The 16274-nt window shown below is 70.3% G+C and carries 13 protein-coding genes; 11 read left to right on the top strand and 2 right to left on the bottom strand.

Translation table 11 applies throughout. The features are described from left to right. From OG698_RS11695 to OG698_RS11675, 5 genes are all read left to right on the top strand, one after another. Positions 1-1137, top strand: a complete 1137-nt coding sequence (locus OG698_RS11695; protein ID WP_406103024.1) for a CaiB/BaiF CoA transferase family protein — start codon at positions 1-3, stop codon at positions 1135-1137. Next, positions 1137-2162, top strand: coding sequence for an LLM class F420-dependent oxidoreductase (locus OG698_RS11690; RefSeq protein WP_406103023.1), 1026 nt, complete (start codon positions 1137-1139; stop codon positions 2160-2162). The genes OG698_RS11695 and OG698_RS11690 overlap by 1 nt, the downstream gene beginning before the upstream one ends. Before the next feature lie 19 nt (positions 2163-2181). Next, positions 2182-3324, top strand: coding sequence for an acyl-CoA dehydrogenase family protein (locus OG698_RS11685; RefSeq protein WP_406110981.1), 1143 nt, complete (start codon positions 2182-2184; stop codon positions 3322-3324). A 66-nt stretch (positions 3325-3390) separates the two neighbouring features. Further along, complete coding sequence (locus OG698_RS11680; RefSeq protein ID WP_362901837.1) at positions 3391-4605, top strand: acetyl-CoA C-acetyltransferase; 1215 nt, start codon at positions 3391-3393, stop codon at positions 4603-4605. A gap of 41 nt (positions 4606-4646) precedes the next feature. After that, positions 4647-6818 (top strand): 3-hydroxyacyl-CoA dehydrogenase NAD-binding domain-containing protein, encoded by a 2172-nt coding sequence (locus tag OG698_RS11675; protein ID WP_406103022.1) that lies wholly within the window; start codon positions 4647-4649, stop codon positions 6816-6818. A 25-nt stretch (positions 6819-6843) separates the two neighbouring features. Here the strand turns inward: OG698_RS11675 and OG698_RS11670 are convergent, their stop codons facing one another. Beyond that, the gene (locus tag OG698_RS11670) at positions 6844-7575 is read right to left on the bottom strand and encodes a MerR family transcriptional regulator (RefSeq protein WP_406103020.1); all 732 of its coding nucleotides are present in this window, start codon (positions 7573-7575) and stop codon (positions 6844-6846) included. A 344-nt stretch (positions 7576-7919) separates the two neighbouring features. Between OG698_RS11670 and OG698_RS11665 the strand changes: the two genes are divergently transcribed. The 4 genes from OG698_RS11665 (at position 7920) to OG698_RS11650 (ending at position 11208) form a co-directional block, all read left to right on the top strand. After that, positions 7920-9392: an amino acid permease gene (locus tag OG698_RS11665; RefSeq protein ID WP_406103019.1), complete on the top strand. Its 1473-nt coding sequence runs from the start codon at positions 7920-7922 to the stop codon at positions 9390-9392. A 42-nt stretch (positions 9393-9434) separates the two neighbouring features. Continuing rightward, on the top strand, positions 9435-9914 hold the full coding sequence (locus tag OG698_RS11660; protein WP_406103018.1) for a macro domain-containing protein: 480 nt from the start codon (positions 9435-9437) through the stop codon (positions 9912-9914). 42 nt (positions 9915-9956) lie between these two features. Next, positions 9957-10277 carry a hypothetical protein gene (locus OG698_RS11655; RefSeq protein ID WP_383080365.1) on the top strand — a complete coding sequence of 107 codons (321 nt, stop codon included), beginning with the start codon at positions 9957-9959 and terminating at the stop codon, positions 10275-10277. Between the two features lie 67 nt (positions 10278-10344). After that, on the top strand, positions 10345-11208 hold the full coding sequence (locus OG698_RS11650) for an oxygenase MpaB family protein (protein ID WP_406103017.1): 864 nt from the start codon (positions 10345-10347) through the stop codon (positions 11206-11208). Positions 11209-11244: 36 nt separating this feature from the next. Here the strand turns inward: OG698_RS11650 and OG698_RS11645 are convergent, their stop codons facing one another. Further along, positions 11245-12735: a M1 family metallopeptidase gene (locus OG698_RS11645; RefSeq protein ID WP_406103016.1), complete on the bottom strand. Its 1491-nt coding sequence runs from the start codon at positions 12733-12735 to the stop codon at positions 11245-11247. Positions 12736-12927: 192 nt separating this feature from the next. Between OG698_RS11645 and OG698_RS11640 the strand changes: the two genes are divergently transcribed. Both OG698_RS11640 and OG698_RS11635 read left to right on the top strand, forming a co-directional pair. Continuing rightward, entirely contained in the window at positions 12928-14895 is a 1968-nt protein-coding gene (locus OG698_RS11640; RefSeq protein ID WP_406103015.1) for a Xaa-Pro dipeptidyl-peptidase, read from the top strand. After that, positions 14892-16193, top strand: a complete 1302-nt coding sequence (locus OG698_RS11635; RefSeq protein ID WP_406103014.1) for a M14 family metallocarboxypeptidase — start codon at positions 14892-14894, stop codon at positions 16191-16193. Before OG698_RS11640 ends, OG698_RS11635 begins: the two co-directional genes overlap by 4 nt. Positions 16194-16274: the final 81 nt, after the last annotated feature.

The following is a 16274-nucleotide window of genomic DNA, read 5'->3' as shown; positions in this document are numbered from 1 at the left end:
ATGGCAGTGGCAGGGATGACGGACAGCGGCCCGCTCGCCGGGGTGCGCGTGGTCGAACTGGCGGGCATCGGCCCGGGCCCGTTCGCCGCGATGCTCCTCGCCGACCTGGGCGCCGATGTCGTGCGCGTGGACCGCCCCAAAGGCGCCGGGCTCTCGATCAACCCCGAGTACGACATCACCAACCGCAACAAACGCTCCGTGATCGTCGACCTCAAGGCGGACGACGGCCCCGCGCGCGTCCTCGACCTCGTCGCCAAGGCGGACGTCCTCATCGAGGGGTACCGTCCAGGCGTCGCCGAGCGCCTCGGCGTCGGCCCCGACGCCTGCCACGCCCGCAACCCGCGCCTCGTCTACGGACGCATGACCGGCTGGGGCCAGGACGGCCCCCTCGCCCAGCGCGCCGGGCACGACATCGCGTACATCGCCCTCACCGGCACCCTCGGGATGATCGGCAAGCCGGACGAGCCGCCGACCGTCCCCGCGAACCTCGTCGGGGACTACGCAGGCGGCTCGCTCTACCTCGTCGTCGGCATCCTCGCCGCCCTCCACCACGCGCGCGACACCGGCGCGGGCCAGGTCGTGGACGCCGCGATCGTCGACGGCGCCTCGCACCTCGCCGCGATGATCCACGGCATGCTCGCGGCCGGCGGCTGGCAGGACCGGCGCGCCAGCAACCTCCTCGACGGCGGCTGCCCGTTCTACGGGACGTACGAGACCTCCGACGGCCAGTACATGGCGGTCGGCGCCCTTGAGCAGCAGTTCTACGACGAGTTCATCGCACTCCTCGGCATCGGGGACACGGCCCCCGCCCGCAAGGACCTCGCCCGCTGGGGCGAGCTGCGCGACGCCGTCGCCGCCCGCTTCAAGACCCGTACCCGCGAGGAGTGGACCGCCGTCTTCGAGGGGTCCGACGCGTGCGTCGCGCCGGTCCTGTCCCTGCGCGAGGCGCCCGGCCACCCCCACCTGGCGGCGCGCGGCACCTTCACCGACCACGGCGGCATCACCCAGCCCGCCCCCGCACCCCGCTTCTCCGCGACCCCCACTGCCGTCCGCAGCGGCCCCGCGCAGCCGGGCGCCGACACCGCCGGGGTGGCCCGCGACTGGGACGTACCGAGCCTGACGAAGGAAGAGAACTGATGGAGCTGTCCGCACCCCTCGCCTACGCAGCCGACCCCCGGCAGGCGGCCGACGACGCCGCCGCGCTCGAGTCGGCGGGCCTCGACGCCGTCTGGGTCGCGGAGGCCTACGGCTTCGACTCGCCCACGATCATGGGCTATCTCGCCGCCCGCACCGAGCGCATGAAGATCGGCGCCGCGATCCTCAACGTCTACTCGCGCACCCCCGCCCTCATCGCCCAGACCGCCGCCGGACTCGACGCCGTCTCCGGCGGCCGCGCCATCATCGGCCTGGGCGCGTCGGGCCCGCAGGTCGTCGAGGGCTGGCACGGCAAGGCGTACGACAAGCCGCTCGGCCGCACCCGCGAGACCATCGAGCTGACCCGCCGCATCCTGCGCCGCGAGGTCATCGACCACCACGGCATCACGGACATGCCGCTGCCCCCGGAGAAGGGCGGCAGGCTCGGCAAGCCCCTGAAGATCCTCGCCAAGCCCGTACGCCCCCAAGTGCCGTTGTACGTCGCCTCGTTGGGCCCGGCGAACGTGCGGATGACCGCCGAGATCGCCGACGGCTGGCTGCCCACGCTCTTCATTCCCGAGAAGGCCCACCAGGTGTGGGGCACCCCGCTCGCCGAGGGAGCCGCCAAGCGTGCCCCCGAGCTCGGGCCGCTCCAGGTCGTCGCCGGCGGACTGCTCGCCATCGGCGAGGACGCGGCAGCCGCTCGCGACCTCGCCCGCCCCAACATCGCCCTCTACGTGGGCGGCATGGGAGCGGTCGGCAAGAACTTCTACAACGACCTCGCCGTGGCCTACGGCTACGAGAAGGAGGCCAAGCTCATCCAGGAGCTCTACCTCTCCGGGAAGAAGAAGGAGGCGGAGGCCGCCGTCCCGGACGAGTTCTGCGAGCTCATGAGCCTGTGCGGGCCCGAGAGCTACGTACGCGAGCGTGTCGAGGCCTTCCGCGCCGCGGGCGTCACCATGCTGAACGTCATCCCGGTCGGCCCTGAGCCCGCCCGGCTGGTCGAGACCGTCAAGAACTGGCTGTAGGGAGGGCACCACGATGGCAATGGAACGGCAGATCTTCACCGAGGAGCACGACGCGTTCCGCGAGACCGTCCGCACCTTCCTCGCCAAGGAGGTCACCCCGCACTACGAGCAGTGGGAGAAGGACGGCATCGTCTCGCGCGAGGCCTGGCTCGCGGCCGGACGCCAGGGCCTCCTCGGGCTCGCCGTGCCCGAGGAGTACGGGGGCGGCGGCAACGCCGACTTCCGCTACAGCGCCGTCATCGCCGAGGAGTTCACCCGCGCGGGAGCCGCCGGCCTCGCGATCGGTCTCCACAACGACATCATCGGGCCGTATCTGACGTCACTCGCCACGGACGAGCAGAAGCGCCGCTGGCTGCCCGGCTTCTGCGACGGCTCCCTGATCACCGCCATCGCGATGACCGAGCCGGGCGCCGGATCGGACCTCCAGGGCATCCGCACCTCGGCCGAGGACCGCGGCGACCACTGGGTGCTGAACGGCTCCAAGACGTTCATCTCGAACGGGATCCTCGCCGACCTCGTGATCGTCGTCGCGAAGACGACGCCCGAGGGCGGCGCCCACGGTCTGTCCCTCCTGGTCGTCGAGCGCGGCATGGAGGGCTTCGAGCGCGGCCGCAACCTCGACAAGATCGGCCAGAAGTCCCAGGACACGGCCGAGCTCTTCTTCAACGACGTCCGCGTCCCGAAGGAGAATCTCCTCGGCGAGCTCAACGGCGCCTTCGTCCACCTGATGACGAACCTCGCGCAGGAGCGCATGGGCATCGCCGTCGCCGGGATCGCCGCCGCGGAGCACCTCCTGGAGATCACCACGACGTACGTCAAGGAGCGCGAGGCCTTCGGCCGCCCGCTCGCCAAGCTCCAGCACATCCGGTTCGAGATAGCCGAGATGGCCACCGAGTGCGCCGTCACCCGGACCTTTCTGGACCGCTGCATCGTCGACCACTCGAACGGCGAACTCGACGCGGTGCATGCCTCGATGGCCAAGTGGTGGGCCACCGAGCTCCAGAAGCGCGTCGCGGACCGCTGCCTCCAGCTCCATGGCGGCTACGGCTACATGACGGAGTACCGCGTCGCCAAGGCCTTCACCGACGGACGCATCCAGACGATCTACGGCGGCACGACCGAGATCATGAAGGAGATCATCGGGCGCTCCCTGCTCGGCTGACTCCCCACCGACCTCCCGGCCCGGCCCACCTCATTGCCCGGCCCACCCTCATTGAAAGGCAAGCGAGTGAGCACCGAAGCGTACGTGTACGACGCGATCCGCACCCCGCGCGGACGCGGCAAGGCGAACGGCGCCCTGCACGGCACCAAGCCGATCGACCTCGTCGTCGGACTGATCCACGAGGTCCAGCGGCGCTTCCCGGACCTCGACCCCGCCGCCATCGACGACATCGTGCTCGGCGTCGTCGGACCGGTCGGCGACCAGGGCTCCGACATCGCGCGGATCGCGGCCATCGCGGCCGGGCTCCCCGACACGGTGGCCGGTGTGCAGGAGAACCGCTTCTGCGCCTCGGGCCTCGAAGCGGTCAACCTGGCGGCCATGAAGGTCCGTTCGGGCTGGGAGGACCTCGTCCTCGCCGGCGGCGTCGAGTCGATGTCGCGCGTCCCGATGGCCTCGGACGGCGGCGCCTGGTTCGCCGACCCGATGACCAACTACGAGACGGGCTTCGTGCCGCAGGGCATCGGCGCGGACCTGATCGCCACCATCGAGGGCTTCTCCCGGCGCGACGTCGACGAGTACGCGGCGCTCTCGCAGGAGCGCGCGGCCGCCGCCGTGAAGGACGGCCGCTTCGCCCGCTCCGTCGTGCCCGTCACGGACCGCAGCGGCCTGACCGTCCTCGACCACGACGAGTTCCTGCGCCCCGGCACGACCGCCGACTCGCTCGCCAAGCTGAAGCCGTCGTTCGCGGACATCGGTGACCTCGGCGGCTTCGACGCCGTCGCGCTGCAGAAGTACCACTGGGTCGAGAAGATCGACCACGTCCACCACGCGGGCAACTCCTCCGGCATCGTCGACGGCGCGTCCCTCGTCGCCATCGGCACCAAGGAGGTCGGCGAGCGCCACGGCCTGACCCCGCGCGCGCGGATCGTCTCCGCGGCCGTCTCCGGCTCCGAGCCCACCATCATGCTCACCGGACCCGCGCCGGCCACCCGCAAGGCCCTCGCCAAGGCGGGCCTGACCATCGACGACATCGACCTCGTCGAGATCAACGAGGCGTTCGCGGCCGTCGTCCTGCGCTTCGTCAAGGACATGGGCCTCTCCCTCGACAAGGTCAACGTCAACGGCGGCGCCATCGCGCTCGGCCACCCGCTCGGTGCCACCGGCGCGATGATCCTCGGCACTCTCATCGACGAACTGGAGCGCCAGGACAAGCGCTACGGCCTCGCCACGCTGTGCGTCGGCGGCGGCATGGGCATCGCCACGATCGTCGAGCGACTCTGACCCCCGTCCTTTCCCGCACTGGCATCTACGGAGCAGCAGAAATGACCGAGAGCACCACCATCCGCTGGGAACAGGACGAGACCGGAATCGTCACCCTCGTCCTCGACGACCCCAACCAGTCCGCGAACACCATGAACCAGGCGTTCAAGGACTCCATCGCCGCGATCGCCGACCGCGCCGAGGCCGAGAAGGACTCGATCCGCGGCATCATCTACACCTCCGCCAAGAAGACGTTCTTCGCGGGCGGTGACCTGAAGGACATGATGAAGGTCGGCCCCGAGAACGCCCAGCAGGCGTTCGAGACCGGCACCGGCATCAAGAAGTCCCTGCGCCGCATCGAGACGCTCGGCAAGCCCGTCGTCGCGGCGATCAACGGCGCGGCCCTGGGCGGCGGTTACGAGATCGCGCTCGCCTCCCACCACCGCATCGCCCTCGACGCCCCGGGCTCCAAGATCGGCCTTCCCGAGGTCACGCTCGGCCTGCTCCCCGCGGGTGGCGGCGTCACCCGCACCGTACGCCTCATGGGCATCGCCGATGCCCTGCTGAAGGTGCTCCTCCAGGGCACTCAGTACACCCCGAAGCGCGCCCTGGAGAACGGCCTCGTCCACGAAGTGGCGGCCACCCCCGAGGAGATGCTCGCCCAGGCGCGCGCCTTCATCGACGCCAACCCCGAGTCGCAGCAGCCCTGGGACAAGCCCGGCTACCGCATCCCGGGCGGCACCCCGGCCAACCCGAAGTTCGCGGCGAACCTGCCCGCCTTCCCGGCCAACCTCAAGAAGCAGACGAACGGCGCCCCCTACCCGGCCCCGCGCAACATCCTCGCCGCGGCCGTCGAGGGCTCCCAGGTCGACTTCGAGACGGCCCTGACCATCGAGGCGCGCTACTTCACCGAGCTCGTCACCGGCCAGACCGCGAAGAACATGATCCAGGCGTTCTTCTTCGACCTCCAGGCCGTCAACTCCGGCGCGAACCGGCCGAAGGGCATCGAGAAGCGCCCCGTCCGCAAGGTCGCCGTCCTCGGCGCCGGCATGATGGGCGCGGGCATCGCCTACTCGTGCGCCCGCGCCGGCATCGAGGTCGTCCTCAAGGACGTGACCGCCGACGCCGCCGCCCGGGGCAAGGGCTACTCCGAGAAGCTCTGCGCCAAGGCCGTCTCCCGCGGCCGCACCACCCAGGAGAAGGCGGACGCGCTCCTCGCCCGGATCACGCCCACCGCCGAACCGCAGGACCTCGCGGGCTGCGACGCCGTGATCGAGGCCGTCTTCGAGGACCCGGCGCTCAAGCACAAGGTGTTCAAGGAGATCCAGCACGTCATCGAGCCCGACGCGCTGCTGTGCTCCAACACCTCGACGCTGCCGATCACCCTCCTCGCCGAGGGCGTCGAGCGGCCCGTCGACTTCATCGGGCTGCACTTCTTCTCGCCCGTCGACAAGATGCCGCTCGTCGAGATCATCAAGGGCGAGCGCAGCGGTGACGAGGCGCTCGCCCGCGCCTTCGACCTGGTCCGCCAGATCAACAAGACGCCGATCGTCGTGAACGACTCGCGCGGCTTCTTCACCTCGCGCGTCATCGGTCACTTCATCAACGAGGGCGTCGCGATGGTCGCCGAGGGCATCGAGCCCGCCTCCGTCGAGCAGGCCGCCGCCCAGGCGGGCTACCCGGCCAAGGTCCTCTCCCTGATGGACGAGCTGACGCTGACGCTGCCCCGCAAGATCCGTAACGAGACCAAGCGGGCCGTCGAGGAAGCGGGCGGCACCTGGGCTGGCCACCCCTCGGACGTCGTCATCGACCGCATGGTCGAGGAGTTCGACCGTCCCGGACGCAGCGGCGGCGCGGGCTTCTACGAGTACGTGGACGGCAAGCGTGCCGGTCTGTGGCCGGGCCTGCGCGAGCACTTCACCAAGCCCGGGTACGAGATCCCGTTCAAGGACATGCAGGAGCGCATGCTCTTCTCCGAGGCGCTCGACACCGTGCGCCTCCTGGAGGAGGGCGTCCTGACCTCGGTCGCGGACGCCAACATCGGTTCCATCTTCGGCATCGGCTTCCCCGGCTGGACCGGCGGTGTGCTCCAGTACATCAACGGTTACGAGGGCGGCCTGCCCGGCTTCGTGGCCCGCTCGCGCGAACTGGCCGAGCGCTACGGCGAGCGGTTCCAGCCGACCGCGCTGCTCGTCGAGAAGGCCGAGAAGGGCGAGACCTTCACCGACGCCTGACGGTCACGGGGTTCCGCGCCGGGGGTCAGCCCTCGGCGCGGAACGCCTCCCGCAGCTGCTCCTTGAGCGACCGCTGGAACGCCGTCACGAGGGCCTGCACCACCATCGGCTGCATATGGGCCGACAGGGACTTCATCGCCGCCACGTGCTCCGGGTCCGACTCGCGCTCCCGGTAGGGCCCCCACACCTCGTCGCGGAACAGCCGCGTCAGCTCCTGGGCGGCGTCCCTCGTGTGCTCCACGAGGACGGTGCGCGCCGCGAGGATCGTCTCGTGCGCGATCGGCACCCCGAGCAGCTCCACCCCGAGCCGCAGCAGACCGGGGTCCACACGGAAGGTGGCGCTGTCCTCCAGGTACGCGACGACGCCCATCGCGGCGAGCCGGTCCAGATCCTCCCCGGACAGGGCCCGCCCGGCCCGGCGCTCCAGCTCCGCCCGCGTGACGTCCTCCTCCGCGTCCGGGGCCCAGCTCGCGACCAGCGCGCGGTGGATCGCCAGGTCGTTCGCGCTCAGGTCCGTCGGCAGCTGCTCCAGATACCGCTCGATCGCGGAGAGCGTCATGCCCTGGTGCTGGAGCTCCTCGATGAGCGCGAGCCGGGACAGGTGGTCACGGCCGTAGTGGCCGACGCGGCGCGGCCCGATCACGGGCGGCGGGAGCAGGCCCTTCGTGCTGTAGAAGCGGATCGTACGGACGGTGACGCCCGCGCGCGCGGCCAGTTCGTCGACCGTGAGCGTCGGCTCCCCGGTGTCCGTCGTCATGCTGCGCCTCGCTTCTCGGGTCCCGCGTCCTGCGTGCTCCGGTTCCGCACCCGGCAGGTTCAACAGTATCGCTGAGACACCAAAGCTGTGAAAGCGCCGCGGGGTGGAAAGGTCTGGCGTGAAGGGGCTGTTGGGGCGCGAGCAAGCGCTTATACGCCTCTCGGAACCCGCTGTACAGAGCCTGATCATCATGTGAGAAGTGCCGCTATGTGATCTCCGCCACCGCGTGCTCCCTGCCTGGTGGGGGAAGGTGCACAGTCGGTCCGCGCCATGTCAGGAATGTCGCGGGCCGCAGCACATCCGGACCCCGGAGCAATCCGGGCACCACAGAGGGATCCCCCCACGTGAGCAAGGAAGCCGCCAACACGGCTCTGGACGCATCCCGCACAGATGCGTCCCAGGCGCCCGCCGACGCGGGTGACGCCGGCTACAGCAAGGACCTCAAGGCCCGCCACGTCAACATGATCGCGATCGGTGGCGCGATCGGTACCGGACTGTTCCTCGGAGCGGGCGGCCGCCTCCATTCGGCGGGCCCCGCACTCGCCGTCGCGTACCTCGTCTGCGGAGTCTTCGCGTACCTGGTCGTGCGTGCCCTGGGCGAGATGGTCGTGTACCGGCCGTCCTCGGGTTCCTTTGTGTCGTACGCGCGCGAGTTCCTCGGCGAGAAGGGCGCCTATGTCGCCGGCTGGATGTACTTCCTCAACTGGTCGATGACGGGCATCGCGGACATCACCGCGATCGCCCTCTACACCCAGTACTGGAGTGCCTTCACGACCATTCCGCAGTGGGTCCTCGCGCTGATCGCCCTCGCGGTCGTGCTCGGCGTGAACCTGATCTCGGTGAAGTACTTCGGCGAGATGGAGTTCTGGTTCGCGATCATCAAGGTGGCCACGCTCGTCGCCTTCCTGTTCGTGGGCGTCTTCCTGATCGCCACGCAGCACCCGATCGACGGCCAGACCCCGGGCCTGAGCATGATCACGGACCACGGCGGATTCATGCCGAGCGGCACGATGTCGGTGATCCTCGTCATGCAGGGTGTCGTCTTCGCGTACGCCGCTCTGGAGCTGGTGGGTGTCGCGGCGGGCGAGACCGCCGACCCGCAGAAGGTCGTCCCGCGCGCGGTGAACTCGATCATGTGGCGCGTCGGCCTGTTCTACTGCGGCTCGGTGGTGCTGCTCGCACTGCTGCTGCCGTCCTCGGTGTACTCGTCGAACGAGAGCCCGTTCGTCACCCTGTTCAGCAAGCTGGGCGTCGGCGGCATCGGCGACATCATGAACCTGGTCGTGCTCACCGCGGCCATGTCCAGCCTCAACTCGGGTCTCTACTCCACCGGCCGCATCCTGCGCTCCATGGCGATGTCGGGCTCCGCGCCCAAGTTCACCGCCCGCATGAACCGCAGCCAGGTGCCGTACGGCGGCATCCTGCTCACCGCGGGTGTCGGCGTCCTCGGAGTCGGCCTCAACTACCTCCTCCCGCACGACGCCTTCGAGATCGTCATCGAGGTCTCCTCGATCGGCATCATCGGCACCTGGGTCATGATCATGGTCGCCCACCTGGCGTTCGTCCGGCGGGCCAAGCAGGGCCTGGTCAAGCGGCCGTCGTTCCGCCTGCCCTGGTCCCCGGTCACCGAGATCGTCACGATCGTCTTCCTGCTGCTCGTGCTCGGCCTCATGTGGAATGACCCGGTCACGGGTCGCAAGACCCTGATGCTGATCCCGGTCATCGCGGTCATGCTCGTCGCCGGCTGGTTCGCCGCCCGCCGCCGCATCCAGCGTGAGTCGACCCAGGAACTGACCAAGCTGACCGACGGCGAATAGCGCCGGCCCCCCACTGTCAGTGGCAGCACCTACGGTGGCGTCATGTCGGAGATCACGTATGTCCGAGGTGACGCCACCGTGCCGTTGGGCAAGGGGACGCGCGTCGTCACGCATGTCTGCAACGACATGGGCGGCTGGGGCAAGGGCTTCGTCCTCGCGCTGTCCCGGCGCTGGCCGGAGCCCGAGGCCGCGTACCGCCGCTGGCACCGCGAGCGCGCGAAGAACGACTTCGGGCTCGGCGCCGTCCAGTACGTCCAGGTCGAACGCCATCTGTGGATCGCGAACCTGATCGGACAGCGCGGCACCAGAACTGGCAGCAAGGGCGTCCCCGTCCGCTACGAGGCGATGGACGCCGGCCTCACCGACATCGCGGCCAAGGCCGCCGAGCTGGGCGCCTCGGTGCACATGCCACGCATCGGGTGCGGGCTCGCGGGCGGGAAGTGGTCGCGGGTCGAACCGCTGATAGCCGAGCGGCTCGTGGCCCGCGGCATCGCGGTGACGGTGTACGACGACGGGGACTGAGCCGCACGTTGCGAGTGGCGGGTGGTCGGGTAGGTCCATGGCATGGCCCTCGTATCCCTGCCCCTGGAATTCCACCTCAAGGTGGGTCAACTCGGCGCATCCGTTGCCCTGTTCGCGGCGGGGGTCCTCGGCCGGGCGCGGCGGTGGGCCGGGGATCAGGAGGCGGCCGCCCCGGGGAGCGAGCAGCTGCCTCAGCCCTGCCAGTGCGCTCCCGTCCGGCCCCGCGCGGACCTCGCCGGTGTGCCGCGCGGCCCGGTCGCCGCCGCCGAGACGGACCTGCGCACCTGTGTCTCGGAGCTCGCGTCCGACCTGGCGTCCCGCTTGGGCAGTGAGTCGCAGGGCGGCGGCATGGCACACCCCTGAGCCGCACCACAGGAACCCGGGGCCGCATACTGGATCACGTATCACCCGGGAACCGCTGGGGAGCCGTATGAAGCAGCACGACCTCGATCCCGAGCCCCCTCCGCCCGGCGGCATCCTGTGGGACATCGCCGGTGAGGTGCGCTCCCTGCTCGCCCTCCCCGCGGCGCTCACCCTTCAGGTCGCCCACCCGGCCGTCGGCGCGGGCGTCGACGAGCACTCCGTGTTCCGCACGGACCCCTGGGGCCGCGGCGAGCGCTCCCTGCGCTCGGTGATGCTGTGGGTCTACGGCGGTGAGGGCGCTGCGCAGGAGGGCCGCCGCCTGCGACAGCTCCACCGGACCATCCGCGGCACCGACACCCGGGGCCGCAGCTACCACGCGCTCACTCCCGCGTACTACGCCTGGGTCCACGCCACCGGCTTCCCCGTGTACCGGCAGGCCCAGCGCTACCTCGGCCGCCGCCCCTTCACCGAGGCGCAGGAACGCCGGCTCTACGCGGAATGGCTCCAGGTCGGCCGGATCCTCGGCCTGCACGACCGCGACATGCCGCAGACCGTCGAGGAGTTCTGGCCCTACTACCGCAAGGTTCTGGCCGACGAGATCGAGCTGACGGCCGTCGTACGCGAACTCGTCGCCGTCGACGCACCGGTCCCGCCGCCCGACCGCGGGCCGCTGCCGGTCAGGCTCGCGCTGCGCGCACTGTGGCCGCTGCTGCTGCCCCCGCTCGCCCGCTTCCGCCGCTTCCTCACGATCGGACTGATGCCGCCCGACGCGCGGGAGGCCATCGGCCTGCCGTGGACCCCGGTCCAGGAGCGCAGACTGCGACGGTTCGGCGCGGTCGTCCGGCGGGTGGTGCCGCTCCTGCCGGAGCGCCTGCGTTATCTGCCGATGGCGCGACGGGCGCGAGCCGCCGAAACGGCCCGCGCCCGCTGACCTCGAAGCCCACCGACCCCGAAAGGCCACTGAGCCTCAGTGGTCGTGCACCGAGTTCGTCGCCGCGATCTGCTTCCACGACTTCGGCTGCGCCGGCGCCACCACGGCCCGCGCGACCCGGTCCCGCTGCGCCGCGGCCGTGCCAGGCTTCGACGGCTGGTAGAGCCATGTGTCGAAGAGCGCCGCGAGCGGCTTGCCCGAGACCTTCTCGGCGAACTTCACGAAGTCGGCGACCTTCGCGTTCCCGTACGCGTGCTCCTGCGGCCACCCCTTGAGGATCGCGGCGAACTTCTTCTCGCCGACCTCGTTGCGCAGCGCCTGGATGGCCAGCGCCCCCCGGTCGTACACGGCGATGTCGAACTGGTTCTCCGCGCCCGGGTCACCCGGCTCGACCTTCCAGAACGCGTCGTCGGCCGGGTGCTGCGCGTAGGTGTAGTCCGCCAGCTCCTGCGCCGTGCCCTCGCCCTCCTTCTCCGACCACAGCCACTGGCTGTAGCGGGCGAAGCCCTCGTTGATCCAGATGTCCTTCCAGCCGTCCACGGAGACGCTGTCCCCGTACCACTGGTGCGCCAGCTCGTGCACGATCACCGACACGTTCGACCCGTTCGCGAACTGCTTCGGGCTGTAGAACGGCCGCGTCTGCGTCTCCAGGGCGAAGCTGGACGGCACGTTCGGGACGTACCCGCCGAGCGCGTTGAACGGGTACTTCCCGAACTTCGTCTCCAGCCACTCGGCGACCTCGGTGGTGCGCTCGACGCTGGCGCGCGCCGCGCCGTAGTTGTCGCCCAGGTCCTTGCTGTACGCGTTCACGACGGGCAGGCCGTCCGCCGTCTTGTCCGTGGTGATGTCGAACTTCCCGACCGCGAGCGTGGTCAGATACGTCGCCTGCGGCTTGTTGGAACGCCAGTTGAAGCGCGTCCAGCCGAGCTTCGACGACTGCGACTGGAGCACGCCGTTGGAGATCGCCTGCGTCCCGTCCGGCACGGCCACCGACACGTCGTACGTCGCCTTGTCGCGCGGGTGGTCGTTCGACGGGAACCACCAGGCCGCTGACTCCGGCTCGTTCGCCCCGATGCCGCCGTCCGGGGTGCGCTGCCAGGACGTGAAGCCGTACAGCTTCACCTCGGACGGCTTGCCGGCGTACCGGACGACGACGGTGAACGACGATCCCTTGGGCAGGCCCGCCGGCGGAGTGACCTCGAGCTCCTCCACGCCGGAGGTGGCGAACTTGGCCTTCTTGCCGTTGACCAGGACCTCGCTGACCTTGAGGCCGAAGTCGAGGTCGAAGCGCGAGAGATCCTGCGTGGACGTGGCGAGGATCGTCGCCGTGCCCTCCAGGAGGTCCGTCTTCGGCTGGTACTTGAGGCGCAGGTCGTAGTGGGAGACGTCGTAGCCGCCGTTCCCGTAGTCCGGGTAGTAGGGGTCGCCGATGCCCGGAGCCCCGGGAGCGAAGTCCGCCGCCGATGCCGGGATCGCCAGCATGAGAGCGGCCGCCAGTGCGCCCGGGGCGATGAGTCTGCGGTACACGAAAGCTCCAAGTCGTAGGGCCGTGAACGTTGTTGCCGACCCTATTCAGCCCCTCCCGCCCCGGTCATGTCCATGGCCCCACGTGTCACACGATCGCCATTCGGCCGACATGCGCCAATCCGTCCCATGGACCTTTCATCGCCAAGGACTGCCCTCTTTTGCAAGGGAGTTCACCGGGGTAGCTTCCGCCCCATGCTGATACCTGAGAGACGCATGCGCCCCCTGTGGAGGACGCTCGCGACAGCGGCCACCGCCGCACTCCTTGCCGTCCTCGTCTCTCCCGGGGCCGCCCAGAGCGCCACGCCCCGTGAGTCGAAGCCCGTCTACTCGTACGACAAGGCCATCCGCGAATCCGTCTGGGTCGACACCCGGCTCGACGGCGACGGCGACGGGAAGACCGACCGGGTCGCAGTCGACATCATCCGGCCGCGCGAACCCGCACAGCAGGGCCGCAAAGTCCCCGTGATCATGGACGCGAGCCCGTACTACGCCTGCTGCGGCCGCGGCAACGAGAGCCAGCTGAAGACGTATGACGAGCACGGGAACGTCGTCCAGTTCCCGCTGTACTACGACAACTACTTCGTGCCGCGCGGCTACGCCTTCGTCGCCGTGGACCTCGCGGGAACCAACCGCTCCGACGGCTGTGTCGACGTCGGCGGCCGCTCCGACATCCAGTCCGGCAAGGCCGTCGTCGACTGGCTGAACGGCCGCGGCAAGGGCTACACCAGCCGCACCGGCGCCGAACGCGCCAAGGCCGGCTGGACGAACGGCAGAACCGGCATGATCGGCAAGAGCTACGACGCCACCATCGCCAACGGCGTCGCCGCGACCGGAGTCGAGGGCCTGAAGACGATCGTCCCGATCGGCGGCATCTCCTCCTGGTACGACTACTACTTCCAGCAGGGCGCGCCCCTGTACGACAGCGGACCCGACGGGCTGTCCGACTACGTCGAGAGCCCCGAGGCCCGCGCCCGCTGCGCCGCCGTGCAGAAGCGACTTGTCGACGAAGCACCCAGGACCGGTGACTGGACCGGCCTGTGGGACGAGCGGAACTATGTGCCCGACGCCGACAAGGTCAAGGCCAGCGTCTTCGTCGTGCACGGCATCCAGGACCTGAACGTCCGCGCCAAGCACTTCGGCCAGTGGTGGGACGCCCTCGCGAAGGCGGGCGTCGACCGCAAGATCTGGCTCGCGCAGACCGGCCACGTCGACCCCTTCGACTCCCGCCGCGACGCCTGGGTCGACACCCTCCACCGCTGGTTCGACCATGAACTCCTCGGCTACGACAACGGCGTGGACCGCGAGCCGATGGCCGACATCGAGCGCACCCCCGATCACTGGACCACCGACCGCGTCTGGCCGCCCCGCACCACCGACTCGGTGCGTCTGAGCCCCGCCAAGGGCAGCGCGGCCGGCGTCGGCACGCTCGGCCTCAAGCACGGCCGGGGCACCGAGGCGTTCACCGACGACCCGAAGCTGAGCGAGACCGACTGGGCAGCGCAGATCGACAAGTCGACGCCCGACAAGGCCGGGTTCATCACCGAGCCGCTCGGCAAGGACCTGCGCCTGTCCGGCTCGTCGAAGGTCACCGTCACCGCCACCCCGTCGACCACGACCGCCCACCTCTCGGCCGTACTCGTCGACCTCGGCCCGGCCACCATCCGTGACTACGCCGACGGCGGAGAGGGCATCACCACGCTCACCGACCGCACCTGCTGGGGCGCGAGCACGGCCGGCGACAGCTCCTGCTTCCTGCGGACGGAGGCCAAGACCGCCGACGTCGACCGGACCGTCTTCAGCCGCGGCTGGGTCGACCTCGGCAACTACGCCTCGGAGCGCAAGGGCAAGCCGCTCACCCCGGGCAAGCCCTACACGATCACCCTCGACCTGGCCCCCAGCGACCACGTCGTCCAGGCGGGCCACCGCCTCGCGCTGATCGTCGCGGGCACCGACAAGGACCTCATCGACCCACCGTCGACCAGGCCCACGCTCACCCTCGACCTGGCCGGGACGTCGGCGCGCGTCCCGCTCGTCGGCGGAGCCCACGCGTTCGCGTCCGCCACGGCCGGCACCCACGCCGCCGCGCCGCGCACGTCGGCACCCGAGCGCCTGTCCTACCTCCGCCCGTTCCGCCCCGTCCCGGGAGGCAGCACTCGATGACGCCGCACTCGATGGCACCCCGTATCCGTACCCTCGCCCTGGCCGCGACGGCGGCCGCCCTCGCCGCGCCCCTGCTCACGGCCCCGGCCCAGGCCACCTCCGCGCCGCCGAGGACCGGTTTCGAGCAGAGCGACGGCGCCCGCTGGACCGGTCAGCCCGAGGAGCAGGACTTCCTCGCGGCGGTCGACAAGGGCAGTGACCGCGTCTCCGTCGACACGGCCGGCACCACCAAGCAGGGCAGGCCCGTCCAGCTCGTCCGCATCGGCGAGCACCGGACCGCGAACACCGTGCTGCTCATCTGCAGCCAGCACGGCAACGAACCGTCCGGCCGCGAGGCGTGTCTCACCACGATCCGCGACCTCGCCTACGCCAAGGACAAGAAGACGAAGGGCTTCCTGTCCCGCACCACCCTGCTCGTCGTCCCCACCGCCAACCCCGACGGCCGTGCCGCGAACACCCGCGGCAACTCCGACGGCGTCGACATCAACCGTGACCACATCGCCCTGGAGACCGCCGAGGCGCGGGCCATGGCCGCCGTCATCCGCGACCGCAAGCCCGACGTGATCTACGACCTTCACGAGTACGGGGCCACACCCAAGTACTACGACAAGGATCTCTTCGACCTCTGGCCGCGCAACCTCAACACCGACACCCAGGTCCACGACGAGGCGGAGACGCTCTCCACGGCGTACGTCCGTCCTGCCGCCAACGCGGGCGGATACTCGACCGGCACGTACGGCATCTGGACCGACCCGGTGACCGGCGAGCCCGTCAAGCAGACCGCGGGGGACGGGCAGGAGCGCATCCTGCGCAACGTCTCCGGCGTGAAGCACGCGGTCGGACTGCTCATCGAGAGCCGCGTCGACCCTCAGACCGACGCGGAGAAGGCTGACCCGGCACTCAACAACCGGCGCCGGGTCAAGAGCCAACTCTCCGCACTGGGCGGCCTGTTCACCTTCACCGACCAGCATCGAGGCAGGATCGAGGCGGCCACCGGCGCCGCCCGCGTGGCCGGCTACCGCGACCGCGGACCCGTCTACGTCGGCGGCGCGGACAACGACCCGGCCGAGCCCGCGGAGATCATCCAGAACCCGCCGTGCGGCTACCGCCTCGACCCGTCGCAGTACGCGTCCGTCAAGGACAAGCTGGCGCTGCACGGGATCGCCGTGCACAAGGAGCGCACGGGGGAAGGGGTGTTCGTGCCGCTGCGCCAGTCCGAACGGGCGCTCGTGACGCTGCTCCTCGACGCGCGTGCTCCGTACCACCTCGTCGAGGGGGAGCCCGACACCACGTGCTGAAACCGGGGCGTTCGCGTCGTTTGTGGTAGGTCCTGAGGGGTGAATGATCCTGAAATCAAACCTGCCGCGGAGGCGACGGGG

The organism is Streptomyces sp. NBC_01003 (assembly GCF_045162695.1).
Taxonomy (GTDB): Bacteria; Actinomycetota; Actinomycetes; order Streptomycetales; family Streptomycetaceae; genus Streptomyces.
Note: the sequence above shows the minus strand (reverse complement) of the source record. Positions and strands in the feature narration are given on the sequence as shown.